We start from the raw sequence: 13,191 nt of genomic DNA, 5'->3' as shown, positions 1-13,191 counted from the left end.
CAGGCGCCGGCCGGCATGCTGCCGGTGCCGCCCATGCCCACGGTGGTGCGGTGGCCGTCGATGCCGCGGCCGCCGGCCTCGGCAGCATGGCCAGCGGCGCCTTTGCGGTGACCGCCGCGGCCGCTCTCGACCCCGCCGATTGCGAGGGACACGCATTGTACTCGGCGGCCGCCTCGCATTACGTGCGGCGCGTGATGCAGGCCCGGCCCGAGTTGGCGGCGCTGGTCGCTCAGGCCAGCCCCGAGCCGCTGACGCGCGTCTGGATGGAGTCGCGGCTGGCGGCGCTGCGGCAGCCCGCCGCCGATGCCGAGCAGGCGATCGGCCAGGCCCTGCGCCGGCTGCGCGCCGAGGTGATGTGCATCATCATCGAGCGCGATCTGCGCGGCCTCGCCACGCTGGCCGAGGTCACCGGCGCGATGACCGACCTGGCCGAGCTGGCGATCCAGCATGCGCTGGCCACGCTGACCGAGGACATGGCGCCGATCTTCGGCCGGCCGGTCGGCGAGCACAGCGGCGAGGTGCAGGAGTTGATCGTCGTCGGCATGGGCAAGCTCGGCGGCCGCGAGCTGAACGTGTCGTCGGATATCGATCTGATCTTTCTCTACGACGAGGACGGCGACACCGCGGGCGGCCAGCGCAGCCTGTCGAACCACGAATATTTCGCGCGGCTGGGCCGGCGCCTGATCAGCGTGCTGGCCGAGACTACCGCCGACGGCTATGTGTTCCGCGTCGACATGCGGCTGCGGCCCAATGGCGACGCCGGGCCGCTGGCCTGCAGCCTCGGCATGCTGGAGGAATACCTGGTGGTGCAGGGGCGCGAATGGGAGCGCTACGCCTGGATCAAGGGCCGCGTGGTGTCGTCGATGGCGACGCCGCACGCGCAGCGCACCGCCGACCAGCTGGCGCGGCTGACCACGCCCTTCGTGTTCCGCCGCTATCTCGACTACGGCGTGATCGCCGCGATCCGCTCGCTGCATGCGCAGATCCGCGCCGAGGCCGCCAAGCGCAGCGGCGGTCTGGCCGGACATAGCGTCAACCAGCGCTCGGCCGACATCAAGCTGGGCCGGGGCGGCATCCGCGAGATCGAATTCATGGCGCAGGTGTTCCAGCTGATCCGCGGCGGGCAGGATCTGGCGCTGCGCGCGCGGCCGACGCTGGAGGTGCTGGCGATCGCCGTCGAGCGCGGGCTGCTGCCGGCGGGGCAGGCGCTGCAGCTGTCCGATGCCTATCGCTTCCTGCGCCAGCTGGAACACCGGCTGCAGTATCGCGACGACGCGCAGACCCATCATCTGCCGACCAGCGAGGAAGAACAGCTGGCGGTCGCGCGCATGATGGGCTGCGCGGACTGGCCCGCGCTGCTGGCCCGCTTGGCGGAACTGCAGGAGCCGGTGGCGCAGCAGTTCGAGGTCACCTTCTCGGACCCGGAACAGGGCCAGCCGCCCGCCGAGACGCTGTGGCCGGCGCTGGCGCATGGCGAGGACGAGGAGGCGCCGTGCGCGCGCCTGGCGCAGGCCGGCTACAGCGACTGCGGGGGGCTGCTCGAACGGCTGCGCGCCACGGCCGCGTCGCCGCGCTACCGCGCGCTGTCCGAGCAGAGCCGCGCGCGTTTCGACCTGCTGGTCAACCGCGCGCTGGATCTGGCGGGACGGCAGGACGATGCCGACGCCACCATCGCGCGCTTTCTCGATTTCTTCGATGCGATCAGCCGCCGTGCCTCGTATCTGTCGCTGCTGTCCGAGTACCCGCAGGCGATGGAGCGCGTCGCCCATACGCTGCACGCGTCGCGATGGGCCGCCACCTATCTGACGCGGCATCCGCAACTGCTCGACGAACTGCTCGACGCCGAGGCGCTGGCCAGCGTGCCCGACTGGGAGGCCTTCCGCGCCCGGCTCGGCGAGCGCCTGCTGGCCGCCCACGGCCAGGTCGAGGCGCAGATGGACATCCTGCGCCGCGAGCACCATGCCGAGACCTTCCGCGTGCTGCTGCAGGACCTGCACGGCAGACTGACCGTCGAGCAGATCGCCGACCGCCTGTCCGATCTGGCCGATGCGATGCTCGACGTCACGCTGACCGCGGTCTGGCAGCAGCTGCCGATGCGCCATCGCGAGACGCCGCGCTTCGCGGTGATCGCCTATGGCCGGCTGGGCGGCAAGGAGCTCGGCTACGCGTCGGACCTCGACATCATCTTCCTGCACGACGACGATGACGACGGCGCCGCCGAGATCTACGCCGCCTATGCCCGCCGCCTGATCACCTGGCTGACCAGCCATACCGCGGCGGGCATGCTGTTCGACGTCGACACGCGTCTGCGGCCGAATGGCGCGGCCGGTCTGCTGGTCACCAGCTTCGAGTCGTTCCGCCGCTATCAGCTGCGCCAGGGCGAGAACACCGCCTGGGTCTGGGAGCACCAGGCGCTGACGCGCGCGCGCTTCTGCGCCGGCGATCGCGAGCTCGGTGCGCGCTTCGAGCGGCTGCGCGAGGAGGTCCTGTGCCAGCCGCGCGAGGCCGAGACGCTGCGTCAGGAGATCGTGGCAATGCGGCACAAGGTGACCGAAGGCCATCCGAACCGCAGCGACCGCTTCGACCTGAAGCACGACCGCGGCGGCATGGTCGACATCGAGTTCACCGTGCAGTACCTGGTGCTGCTGCACAGCCGCGCCCATCCCGAGCTGACGCGCAACGCCGGCAATATCGCGCTGCTGCGGATGGCCGGGCAGCTCGGACTGATCGACGCCACGCTGGCCGAGGCGGTCGGCGACGCCTACCGGACCTTCCGTGCGCGCCAGCACAAGCTGCGGCTCGACGGCCAGGATCAGGCGCGCGTGCCGCCGCAGACCATCGAGGCGCAGGCGCGCGATGTCCGCGCGCTATGGCAGGCCGTGTTCGGCGAGGATTGAGCGGCGGTGCGCGCCGAGCACGACGGCGGCGCCGCGCCGGCCGCGTCGCCGTCTTCCGCCTGGCCGCGCGTGCTGCCGGCCCTGGGCGCGATCGCTGCGATCGGCGCGCTGTCGGCCGCCTTCACGTTCGTGCCATGGCTCCATGCGCACGGCCTGTATCTTCGCGATGCGGTGATGCTGCCCGGCGGCGACCGCCAATGGTGGCGGCTGCTGACCGCGATGTGGGTCCATCTCGATGGACGCCACTGGCTCGGCAATCTGCTGGCGGCCTCGGGTTTGCTGTTGCTGGCCGGCCGCGCCGCCGGCGCGCGGCAGATGCTGCTGGCCTTGCTGGTCTGTGGGGTGGCGGTGCAGATCGCGCTGCTGTGGCAGCCAGCGGTGCGCTGGTATGGCGGGCTGTCGGGCGCGCTGCATGGGCTGGCGCTCTGGGGCGCCTTGCGTCTGCTGGCCGCCGACCGCTGGTCCCGCGCAATCGGGGTCGTACTGGCCGCCGGGGTGCTGATCAAGCTGTGGCTGGAACAGTCGTGGCTGGCGCCAGTGCGCTTCGATGCGGCCTGGGGCTTTGGCGTGGTGCGCGCCGCCCATGCGGCCGGCGCGATCGCCGGCTTCGGCTGGTGGCTCGTCCAGCAGTGGTGGGGGCAGCGGCGCGCCGCGCAGGGCTAGCGCGCCGGCCCTGGCTTCAACGTTGCGCCTGACGGCGACGGCCCGCGGGCAGCAGCAGGCCGAACAGGCCGGCCAGCGCCAGCGCCGCGCCGCCCCACAACGAGACCGCGCCGCCGCCGCCGTCGTCGCCACCACCGCCGTTGCTGCCACCATTGCCGCCGCCGCCGCCGCCGGTGCCCGGTGCCGGTGCGGGAGCCGGTGGAAGGGGCGCGCCCGCGGCCGCGAGCAGCGCGCGATCGGCGTCCAGCAGACCGGCGCCGCACGTGTTGGTATTGCTGCCGGTCGTGCAATAGGTATTGGCCGGATGCGGACGCGCGCTGCTCTTGAGCAGCTCGGTCACTTGCGCCGTCGACAGATTGCCGTTGACCGCCAGCATCAGCGAGGCCACGCCCGACACCATCGGCGCGGCGAAGCTGGTGCCTTGCGAGTTCACCAGCGTGTAATTGCGCGCCGTCGTTTCGCCATCGTTGGTCAGCGTGCGGATCGTCGACGGCGGCGCCAGGCAGGTCCCGTTGGAAATCTTGCTGTTGCCGCAGCCGCCGCCGGGCGCGCTGATCGCGATCTGCGGGCCGACGTTGGCATAGCTGGCGTTCTCGCCGTCGTTGACATGGGCGGTCACCGCGATGACGCCGCGGCAGTCGGCCGGTGCTTCGACGGCGCCGGCTCGGTTGCCTGCGGCCGCCACCACGACGACGCCGCGCGCGGCCAGTTCATCGACCGCCTGCTGTTCGAAGGTGCTGCAGGAGCCCGCACCGAGGCTGATATTGACCACGCGCGCCGGCGTGGGGTTGTTGGGCACATTGGGCACCGGCAGGCCGCCGGCCCAGCGCATCGCGTCGACGGTATCGGACAGCAGCGCCCCGCAGCGGCCGGAGACGCGCAGCGGCTGGATGCGGGCGCTCCAGTCCACGCCGGCGACGTCCTGGCCGTTGTTGGTGACCGCACCGAGCACGCTGGCGACCCGTGTGCCGTGCCAGGTGCTGGGCCGCAGGTTCTGGGCGGCCGGCATGCCCGGACACGCGAAGCCCTGCGGCACGTAGTCGCCGGCATCGGTCGGGTCGCCGTCGCGGCCGTCGCCATCCTGCGAATACTGCGGATCCGCGATGAAGTCATAACCTGCCACCAGCCGCGAGGCCAGATCCGGATGCCGCAGCACGCCGGTATCGACCACGGCGATCACCAGCCCTTCGTTGCCGCGGGAGCGATCCCAGGCGGCGGGGAGATTGGCCGCGCCCGGGATCACGGAGGGCGAGCCCAGATAGGGCTGGTTGATCGCGAATTCGGGATCGTTCGGCACCGTGTCATGCGGCCGCAGCCAGCGGTCCGGCACCGCGTCCGCCACGCGCGGATCCTGGCGCAGCTGGGCGGCCACGGCTTCGGGGTCGGCTCCCTTGCCGGCCGGCAAGCCGAGCAGCGCCAGGTTGCCGCCCATCTGCCGCTTGACGGTCAGTCCAATGCCGGTCTGCTCGGCGAGCTTGCGTACCTGTTCGGCGGCGGCCTCGGCCGGCATCAGCGCGGTACCGGCAGGGGCGTCCTTCCAGCGCACGATGATGTTGCCGCTGTAGACCGGCGCCGCGCGGGCGCCGGCATTGGTGTCCGGCGCGGCCAGCGCGACCGAGGGGGGCAGGATGGCGCCCGCCGACACGGCGGCGGCCAGGACCAGACGCAGGGCGACGGGCGGAATCGAACGCGGCATGAACACCTCCGGGAGGGGCGAAGCCGGTATGCGGTGGCCGGCGCTCGCAGGCATGTGACTCAACGACGATAGTCAGGGTAAGGCGGACAGGCAATCAGCCGTCGTCCGACAGCGCACGCTATCGGGGTGACGTCGGCGGCCGTTTCCCGTCCTCGATCGGTTAACGGCCGCCGTCGCGTGGTCTTCAGTCGGCCGGCATGTCGCGCCCGGTCGGCTTCGGGCGGCTCGGCGTCAGGCGGCGGTCCGCCTCGGCCGCCTCGATGCGCGGCAGGCCCCGCAGCGTGGAGACCGCCTGCTCGATGGTGGCGTCCGGCGACGGCGAGATCGCGGTGACCAGCCAGGTGCCGCCGGACATCGGGCGCTTGACCACGAAGCGGATCGGCCCCTTGGCCTGGGCCAGCAGTTCGCCGGCCTGCAGCGAGGTATCGACGGCCGGCGGCGTGAAGCGGACCAGGATGTCGCCGACCGCGCGATCGTCGGTGATGCTGCCCGGCGGCGGCATGGCCGGCTTCGAACTGCACGCGGCCGCCAGCGCCAGGCCGCACAGCGCCACCGCGAGCGTCAGCCGGCGCGTGGTGCGGCTGACTGTGCGGCGGGCCTGGATGGCCTCACAGCGCGTACTGGATGGGTCATCGGGAGTCGAGGGCGGCTTGGCGAAGAACATGGAATTTCCTGTGATCGGTGCGGTTCGGTGCGGTTCGATGCGTTTCGGGGGCGACGGGACGTCGGAGGCGCCGCAGGCGTCGGATACGTCGGATACGTCGGATACGTCGGATACGTCGGATACGTCGGCACGTTCAGCTCGCGGTTCGGCGTGCCCGCCGGCCTTCCTTCGCGGCCGGGGCGCCGCGCGCGCCCTGCGCCAGCATCTCCTCGGCGTGTTGCAGCGTGGTGGCGGTGACCGTGGCACCGCCCAGCATGCGCGCGGTCTCGACCACGCGGCCGGCGGCGTCGAGCACGCGGATCTGCGAGCGCGTCACGGCCTCGCCGCCGTCGCCGACGGTCTCCTTGCTGACCAGCAGATGCGTGCCGGCTTGCGCCGCGACCTGGGGCAGGTGGGTCACGCACAGTACCTGGCGGGCGCGGCCGAGCTCCTGCAGCCGGCGGCCGACCACCTCCGCGACTGCGCCGCCGATGCCGGTATCGACTTCGTCGAAGATCAGCGTCGGCGTCGGCGCGGCCTCGCTGGTGATCACCGAGATCGCCAGGCTGATGCGCGCCAGTTCGCCGCCAGAGGCCACCTTGGCCAGCGGCCGCGCGCTGACCCCGGCGTGGCCCGCCACCAGGAACTCGACCTGTTCGAGCCCGTGGCTGGCGCCTTCCTCGATCGGGTGCAGCGCCACGGTGAAGCTGCCGCCGGCCATCGACAGGCCCTGCATCGCCTCGGTCACGGCTGCCGACAGCCGCTCGGCGGCCTCGCGACGGCTGTCGCTCAGATGGCGCGCGATCGTCAGATAGGCGGCGCGGGCCGCGGCCTCGCGCGCGGTGATCTTGTTCAGGTCCTGCGCGGCCTGCAGGTCGTCGAGCTGCCGGCGGCGCGCCAGCAGTTCCTCGGGCAACTGTTCGGGCGGCACGCGGAACTTGCGCGCGGCGGTGTGCAGCGCCTGCATCCGTTCCTCGACGACCTGCAGCCGTTCGGGATCGAGTTCGAGCCGGTCGACGTAGCGGGTCAGCGAGTGGGCCGCTTCCTCGGCCTGCACCTCGGCCGCTTCCAGCGCCGTCACCACATCGGCCAGCGCGGGGTCGACCTCGGCCAGCTGGCGCAGCCGGTGCACGATCGCGCCGAGCGCGGACAGCACCGCGCCGTCGGCTTCGGACAGGGCATCGAGCGCAGCCCGGCCGCCCTCGAGCAGGCTGGCCGCGTGCGACAGGCGCGTGTGCTCGGCCTGGATCGCTTCCCATTCGCCCGGCTGCGGCGCCAGCTTGTCGAGCTCGCCCACCTGCCATTCGAGCCGCTCGCGTTCGAGCTGCATCTCGCGCGATTGCTGTTCGACCGCCTCGCGCTGACGCACGCAGGCGCGCCAGGTGCGCCAGGCCTCGGCCACCGCGGCCGCCTGCGCGGTCAGGCCGGCATGCGCGTCGAGCAGCAGACGCTGCGCGTCCGGCCGCAGCAGCAGCTGGTGGGCGTGCTGGCCGTGGATGTCGACCAGCTGGTCGCCGACTTCGCGCAGCTGCGCCAGCGTGGCGGCGTTGCCATTGATGAAGGCCTTGCTGCGGCCGTTGGCATCGACGACCCGGCGCAGCAGCACGTTGCCGTCATCCTCGGCCAGCGCCTGCTCGTTGAGCCAGGCGTCCAGCGCGGGGTGCGTGGAGAAGGTGGCGCTGACGCTGGCGCGCGCCGCGCCCTCGCGCACCACGCCGGCATCGGCGCGCTCGCCGAGCACCAGCGCGAGCGCATCGATCAGGATCGACTTGCCGGCGCCGGTCTCGCCGGTGAACACGGTGAAGCCGGCGGAAAAGTCGAGGTCGAGCGTATCGACGATGACGAAATCGCGGATGGACAGGCTGCGCAGCATCTTTGGCGACGGGAGGCGGCGATGACTTGGAGAGGGAACGGGATCGGCTGTGCGGGCGAAGCGGACGTCGTGCGGCGTTCGCGCTCAAAGCCGGTTGTCTTCGGTCGGATACTCGTGCCAGTGCAGCTTCTTGCGCAGCGTGGCGTAGTAGTTGTAGCCGACCGGGTGAAGCAGATTGATGGTCCTGGCGGAGCGGCGCACCACGATGCGATCGCCCGGCAGCAGCGAGGTCAGCGACTGCATGTCGAAGTTGACGCTGGCATCGCGCGCGGTGGCGACCTCGATCGACACCTCGGCGTCGTGCGGCAGCACGATCGGCCGGTTCGACAGCGCATGCGGGGCGATCGGCACCAGCACCAGCCCCGACAGCGTCGGATGCAGGATCGGTCCGCCGGCCGACAGCGCATAGGCGGTCGAGCCGGTCGGGGTCGACACGATCAGGCCGTCGGAACGCTGGTTGTACATGAAGTAGCCGTCCACCGAGACCGCCAGTTCGACCATGCCGGAGATGCCCGAACGATTGACCACCACGTCGTTCAAGGCCAGGGCGGAGAAGATCACGCCGTCGTCGCGGATCACGCGCGATTCGAGCAGCATGCGGTTCTCGGGCTCGTAGTTGCCGCTGAGCATGGCCGGCAGCACCGATTGCACATCCTCCAGCGGGATGTCCGTCATGAAACCGAGGCGGCCGTGGTTGACGCCGATCAGCGGCACCGAAAAGCCGGCCAGCTGGCGGGCGAGTCCGAGCAGCGTGCCGTCGCCGCCGAGCACCACGGCGACGTCGGCCTGCCGTCCGATCTCGTCGGCCGACAGGGCGGGGTAGTCTGTCAGGCCGGTGGCCAGCGCGGTCTCGCGTTCGAACACCACGTCCTGGCCGTTGCGCAGGATGCAGGCCGCCAGTTCCTCGAGCGGGCCTTCGATGCCGGCGGTCGAATACCTGCCGACCAGGGCAACCGTGCGGAAGGGCGCGTGCGCGGCGCCGGACTTGGGGTGTGCAGACATGCCCGGATTAGACCATACCGCCATGACCATTGTCAGCACGGGCCCGGGGGCGAGTGCCAGCGCGAGCCCCAGCGCGCAAAACTTGCGTAAAATCGGGACACCATGGACGAACGAGCGAAAACCCTTCTCAAGACCCTGATCGAGCGCTACATCGCCGAAGGGCAGCCGGTCGGCTCGCGTACGCTGTCGAAATACTCCGGTCTGGACCTGTCGCCGGCGACCATCCGCAACGTGATGTCGGACCTGGAGGAGATGGGCTTCATCGCCAGCCCGCACACGTCGGCCGGACGCATCCCGACCCCGCGCGGCTACCGGTTGTTCGTCGATACCATGCTGACGGCCCAGCCGCTCGACAACCAGTTCGACCGCACCAAGCTGGCCGGGCTGATCCAGGGCGAACTGGGCGCGCAGGAGCAAAGCCCGCAGCGGATGATCACCACGGCCGCGCGCACGCTGTCGAACCTGTCGCAGTTTGCCGGCGTGGTGATGACCCCGCGCCGCGCACAGGCCTTCCGGCAGATCGAATTCATGCGCCTGTCCGACAAGCGCATCCTGCTGATCATCGTGACGCCCGAAGGCGACGTGCAGAATCGCATCATTCAGACCGAACTGCCCTACAGCGCGTCGCAGCTGGTGGAGGCGGCCAATTTCATCAACACGCATTACGCGGGCATGCGCTTCGACACGGTGCGCGAGCGGCTGCGCGACGAGCTGAAGGCTCTGCGCATCGACATGTCCGAGCTGATGCAGGCCGCGGTCGAGGCCGGCAGCAGCGCGATGGCGGACGAGGACGAGCAGGTCTATATCTCCGGCGAACGCAAGCTGCTCGAAGTCGAGGACCTGGCCTCGAGCATGGACAAGCTGCGCCGGCTGTTCGACGTGTTCGAGCACAAGACCAGCCTGCTGCAGCTGCTGGACGTGTCTAGCCATGCCGAGGGCGTGCAGATCTTCATCGGCGGCGAGAGCCGGCTGGTGCCGCTCGAGGACATGGCGGTGATCACCGCCCCGTACGAGGTCGACGGCCAGATCGTCGGCACGCTCGGCGTGATCGGCCCCACGCGGATGGCCTATGACCGGGTGATCCCGATCGTCGATATCACTGCGCGGCTGCTGTCGAGCGCGCTGAGCAGCCAGAACTGATGGCGGCGAGGGCCGGACCCCGCCCCCAGCCAGATGGCGGCCTTCGCGGCGCGGCCGGGCGGCCTCGCCGGTGCCATGCGCTCGGCGGCGGCGCCCCGGCGATACCGGAATCCTTATGACCTTTACCGCAGAACCGGCCTATCGGCATGGGCAGGCGCCGCGCACGGCGATCCTGCTGATCAACCTTGGCACGCCCGACGAGCCGACCCCGAAGGCGGTCGGCCGCTACCTGAAGCAGTTCCTGTCCGATCCGCGCGTGGTCGAGATTCCGCGCGCGGCCTGGCTGCCGGTGCTGTACGGTCTGATCCTGCCGCTGCGCTCGCGCGCGTCGGCGCTGAAGTACGAATCGATCTGGCTGCGCGAGGCGCACCGCACCGGCTCGCCGCTGCTGGTCCATACCGAACGCCAGGCGCATGCGCTGCAGCAGCTGCTGGCCCAGCAGGGACATGACGTGACGGTGGCCTGCGCGATGCGCTACGGCAACCCGTCGATCCCCTCGGTGATGGAGGCGCTGCGGCGCCAGGGCTGCGAGCGCATCCTGGCGCTGCCGATGTACCCGCAATATTCCGGCACCACCACCGCGACCGCCTTCGACGAACTGTTTCGCGTGCTGGGCGAATGGCGCAATCAGCCTGAACTGCGGCTGGTCAAACATTTCCACGATCATCCGGCCTATCTGGGGGCGCTGCATCAGCAGGTCGGCGCCTACTGGGCCCAGCACGGCGCGCCGGATTTCGCGCGCGGCGACCGGTTGATCCTGTCCTTTCACGGCGTGCCGCGGCGCACGCTGGAACTGGGCGATCCGTATCACTGCGAATGCCTGAAGACCGGCCGCATGCTCGGCGAGGCGCTCGGGCTGCAGCCAGGCCAGTACCAGGTCACCTTCCAGTCGCGCTTCGGCAAGGCGGAGTGGTTGCAGCCCTATACCGCGCCGACGCTGACCGAGCTGGGCAAGGTCGGCACCGCGCGGGTGGACGTATTCTGCCCGGGCTTTCCGGCCGACTGCATCGAGACGCTGGAAGAGATCGCGATGGAAGGGCAGTCCGAGTTCAAGGTGGCCGGCGGCAAGGAGTTTCACTTCATTCCCTGCCTGAACGACGCGCCGTTCTGGATTACCGCGCTGTCGGAGATCGCGCTGCAGCATATGCAGGGCTGGCCGTTGCGGCTGCCGCATGCGCACGAACTGGAGGCCAGGCGCTCGCTGGCGCAGGCAAGGGGGGCCGCGGCATGAATCCGTCGTACGAAGCCGATGCGCGCCAGCGGATCGACAAATGGCTGTGGTGCGCGCGCTTCTTCAAGACGCGCTCGCTGGCGGCCGAAGCCGTCGAGCGCGGGCGGGTGGAGGTCAATGGCCAGCCATGCAAGAATTCGCGCGAGGTCAAGCCGGGCGACACCATCCGCATCGAGGCGCACCAGCAGCGCTGGGAGCTGGTGGTCAAAGGCGTCGCGCCGGCCCGCGGACCCGCTTCGGTGGCCCAGACGCTCTATGAGGAAACCGAGGAAAGCCGCAAGGGGCGTGCTGCGGAGGCCGAGCGGCGGCGGCTCCATGTCGAGCCCGCGTCGCAATTGCAGGGGCGTCCGACCAAGCGGGACCGCCGCCGCATCGAGCATCTGAAACGGTGAGGCGCTGCCAGGGCCGGCGTGGCCTGCTCGGCTTTCAGCGGGAGTACTGGATGATGTATTGGCTCAGCGCAGGATCGGCGCCCCCGGCCACGCTGTCGTGTGGGGTCAGGCCGTCGGAGAGCCAGATGAAGACGGTCAGGGCCGCAAGCGAAAGAAGAACCAGCAGCGTGAACAGCGAGAACTTCGGCGTTTTGTTGGACGGCTTCGGCAGCTTGCGCATGGCCTTACCCCGGCTGGAAAAACTTCAATATGGGACGACACCCCGGCAGTTTTGTCGCTTTTTTCGATTTATCTTAGAAGTTGCACTGCAGCAAAGCAATTTCACTTCCCGCAGCACTGGTTTAAGTTTGTAAGCTGATGTTTCCTGCAGATGTCCATCCGCTCTTGAAATATCGGCTTGGCGCCACCAGTTGCCAGCTGAATTCCGATTGACCCCAGGCGGACCGCCACGTGCGGCCGCAACTTGTTCTGAAACGGATCGACATGGAAGACCAGAAGCAAACGCCATCCAACACGCCGCCGACCTCGCCCGCAGACCAGGCCGCCGAAGCGCAAGCCGCGCAATCGGCCACGCCCCCTCAGACGGCCGAGCCCGCCGCCGCGGATGACGTGGCGAGCCAGCCGGCGGCACAGCTGGCCGCCCAATTGGCGGAACAGGAAGCCAAGGCACGCGAGCATTACGACATGTACCTGCGGGCGGTGGCCGAGGCCGAAAACATCCGGCGCCGCGCGCAGGAAGACGTGGCCAAGGCCCACAAGTTCGCCATCGAAAGCTTTGCCGAGCATCTGCTGCCGGTGATGGACAGCCTGCAGGCTGCGCTGGCCGATGGCTCGGGCGATATCGCCAAGCTGCGCGAGGGGGTGGAGCTGACCGCCAAGCAGCTGGCCAGCGCGTTCGAGAAGGGCCGCATGGTCGAACTGAATCCGGTCGGCGAGAAGTTCGACCCGCATCGGCACCAGGCGATTTCGATGGTGCCGTCGGAGCAGGAACCGAACACCGTGGTGGCCGTGCTGCAGCGCGGCTATCTGATCGCGGACCGGGTCCTGCGGCCGGCCCTGGTGACGGTGGCTGCGCCGAAGTAAGCGTCGGCGGGCAGACCGGCCCGCCACCGATGCGCAGCCACGCCCGGCGCCGCTTCGGCTCCGGGCGTTCTCTTTTGTGGAGGAATGCGATGCCTTATCCGTTCGGCTCAGCGCCGGCGCCCCACACCGATCACCGCGCGTTCGACACCTTCGGCATGCGCGAGGTCGATCATGACAGCATCGACGACGCGCTTGCCGCGGCGGGCGACGAGCTGGTCTGCGTGTTCTTCTGGGGCGCGGACTGCTACAACTGCGAGATGGCGAAGAAGGCCATGCTCGCGAATCCGGAGCCGCTGCGCGAGATGAAGCTGCACTGGCTGCATGCCGACGTCTACACCTATCCGGCGCTGGGACGGCGCTTCGGGCTGTACGGTATCCCGGTGTTCATGTTCTTCCACCGCGGCAAGAAGCTGGGCCGCGCCACCGGTTGGCATGGCATCGGACAGTTCTCCGCCGCCGTTGCCAACGCGCGGCTGAAGGCGAGCGGCAAGCCGCTCGGCGGATGACGCTCCGGTAGCGGGAGCGGGTCCCCGGCTCAGCAGCCCGGCGGCACAGAGGCTCAGCGGTTCAG

Annotated in this window: 12 protein-coding genes; 7 read left to right on the top strand and 5 right to left on the bottom strand. The window is 70.0% G+C overall.

Annotated elements, in window-relative coordinates:
• Positions 1-86 precede the first annotated feature (86 nt).
• Both glnE and rrtA read left to right on the top strand, forming a co-directional pair.
• On the top strand, positions 87-2,897 hold the full coding sequence (glnE, locus tag HTY53_RS07460; protein WP_438820935.1) for a bifunctional [glutamate--ammonia ligase]-adenylyl-L-tyrosine phosphorylase/[glutamate--ammonia-ligase] adenylyltransferase: 2,811 nt from the start codon (positions 87-89) through the stop codon (positions 2,895-2,897).
• Positions 2,898-2,903: 6 nt separating this feature from the next.
• Entirely contained in the window at positions 2,904-3,560 is a 657-nt protein-coding gene (gene rrtA / locus HTY53_RS07455) for a rhombosortase (protein WP_174105855.1), read from the top strand.
• A 16-nt stretch (positions 3,561-3,576) separates the two neighbouring features.
• Here rrtA and HTY53_RS07450 read toward each other — a convergent pair whose 3' ends face one another.
• The 4 genes from HTY53_RS07450 to HTY53_RS07435 all read right to left on the bottom strand — a co-directional run bounded on the left by HTY53_RS07450 (position 3,577) and on the right by HTY53_RS07435 (position 8,774).
• Complete coding sequence (locus HTY53_RS07450; RefSeq protein WP_174105854.1) at positions 3,577-5,256, bottom strand: S8 family peptidase; 1,680 nt, start codon at positions 5,254-5,256, stop codon at positions 3,577-3,579.
• A gap of 184 nt (positions 5,257-5,440) precedes the next feature.
• Positions 5,441-5,920 (bottom strand): hypothetical protein, encoded by a 480-nt coding sequence (locus HTY53_RS07445; protein WP_254599852.1) that lies wholly within the window; start codon positions 5,918-5,920, stop codon positions 5,441-5,443.
• Positions 5,921-6,053: 133 nt separating this feature from the next.
• Positions 6,054-7,772 carry a DNA repair protein RecN gene (gene recN / locus HTY53_RS07440; protein WP_174105853.1) on the bottom strand — a complete coding sequence of 573 codons (1,719 nt, stop codon included), beginning with the start codon at positions 7,770-7,772 and terminating at the stop codon, positions 6,054-6,056.
• 84 nt (positions 7,773-7,856) lie between these two features.
• Complete coding sequence (locus tag HTY53_RS07435) at positions 7,857-8,774, bottom strand: NAD kinase (RefSeq protein ID WP_174105852.1); 918 nt, start codon at positions 8,772-8,774, stop codon at positions 7,857-7,859.
• 102 nt (positions 8,775-8,876) lie between these two features.
• Here HTY53_RS07435 and hrcA point away from each other — a divergent pair, with 102 nt between their 5' ends.
• From hrcA to HTY53_RS07420, 3 genes are all read left to right on the top strand, one after another.
• Positions 8,877-9,914 (top strand): heat-inducible transcriptional repressor HrcA, encoded by a 1,038-nt coding sequence (gene hrcA / locus HTY53_RS07430; RefSeq protein ID WP_174105851.1) that lies wholly within the window; start codon positions 8,877-8,879, stop codon positions 9,912-9,914.
• 115 nt (positions 9,915-10,029) lie between these two features.
• Positions 10,030-11,145, top strand: coding sequence for a ferrochelatase (hemH, locus tag HTY53_RS07425; RefSeq protein WP_023263767.1), 1,116 nt, complete (start codon positions 10,030-10,032; stop codon positions 11,143-11,145).
• The gene (locus HTY53_RS07420; protein ID WP_174105850.1) at positions 11,142-11,537 is read left to right on the top strand and encodes an RNA-binding S4 domain-containing protein; all 396 of its coding nucleotides are present in this window, start codon (positions 11,142-11,144) and stop codon (positions 11,535-11,537) included. Before hemH ends, HTY53_RS07420 begins: the two co-directional genes overlap by 4 nt.
• Positions 11,538-11,571: 34 nt before the next feature.
• Here HTY53_RS07420 and HTY53_RS07415 read toward each other — a convergent pair whose 3' ends face one another.
• Positions 11,572-11,757, bottom strand: coding sequence for a hypothetical protein (locus tag HTY53_RS07415; protein ID WP_174105849.1), 186 nt, complete (start codon positions 11,755-11,757; stop codon positions 11,572-11,574).
• 263 nt (positions 11,758-12,020) lie between these two features.
• Between HTY53_RS07415 and grpE the strand changes: the two genes are divergently transcribed.
• Both grpE and HTY53_RS07405 read left to right on the top strand, forming a co-directional pair.
• A complete protein-coding gene (gene grpE / locus HTY53_RS07410) occupies positions 12,021-12,620 on the top strand; it encodes a nucleotide exchange factor GrpE (RefSeq protein WP_174105848.1) in 600 nt (199 codons plus the stop codon).
• Positions 12,621-12,709: 89 nt separating this feature from the next.
• The gene (locus HTY53_RS07405) at positions 12,710-13,126 is read left to right on the top strand and encodes a thioredoxin family protein (RefSeq protein WP_174105847.1); all 417 of its coding nucleotides are present in this window, start codon (positions 12,710-12,712) and stop codon (positions 13,124-13,126) included.
• Positions 13,127-13,191: the final 65 nt, after the last annotated feature.

Source organism: Cupriavidus gilardii (assembly GCF_013314895.1).
GTDB lineage: Bacteria > Pseudomonadota > Gammaproteobacteria > Burkholderiales > Burkholderiaceae > Cupriavidus > Cupriavidus gilardii_C.
This window is presented reverse-complemented; position numbering and strand designations above follow the sequence as displayed.

What these genes read in the sequence shown, in the direction of transcription:
- glnE (WP_438820935.1), top strand. Translation starts at nt 87, where the DNA reads ATGGCCAGCGGCGCCTTTGCGGTGACCGCCGCGGCCGCTCTCGACCCC.
- HTY53_RS07450 (WP_174105854.1), bottom strand. Translation starts at nt 5,256, where the DNA reads ATGCCGCGTTCGATTCCGCCCGTCGCCCTGCGTCTGGTCCTGGCCGCC.
- HTY53_RS07445 (WP_254599852.1), bottom strand. Translation starts at nt 5,920, where the DNA reads ATGTTCTTCGCCAAGCCGCCCTCGACTCCCGATGACCCATCCAGTACG.
- recN (WP_174105853.1), bottom strand. Translation starts at nt 7,772, where the DNA reads ATGCTGCGCAGCCTGTCCATCCGCGATTTCGTCATCGTCGATACGCTC.
- HTY53_RS07435 (WP_174105852.1), bottom strand. Translation starts at nt 8,774, where the DNA reads ATGTCTGCACACCCCAAGTCCGGCGCCGCGCACGCGCCCTTCCGCACG.
- hrcA (WP_174105851.1), top strand. Translation starts at nt 8,877, where the DNA reads ATGGACGAACGAGCGAAAACCCTTCTCAAGACCCTGATCGAGCGCTAC.
- hemH (WP_023263767.1), top strand. Translation starts at nt 10,030, where the DNA reads ATGACCTTTACCGCAGAACCGGCCTATCGGCATGGGCAGGCGCCGCGC.
- HTY53_RS07420 (WP_174105850.1), top strand. Translation starts at nt 11,142, where the DNA reads ATGAATCCGTCGTACGAAGCCGATGCGCGCCAGCGGATCGACAAATGG.
- HTY53_RS07415 (WP_174105849.1), bottom strand. Translation starts at nt 11,757, where the DNA reads ATGCGCAAGCTGCCGAAGCCGTCCAACAAAACGCCGAAGTTCTCGCTG.
- grpE (WP_174105848.1), top strand. Translation starts at nt 12,021, where the DNA reads ATGGAAGACCAGAAGCAAACGCCATCCAACACGCCGCCGACCTCGCCC.
- HTY53_RS07405 (WP_174105847.1), top strand. Translation starts at nt 12,710, where the DNA reads ATGCCTTATCCGTTCGGCTCAGCGCCGGCGCCCCACACCGATCACCGC.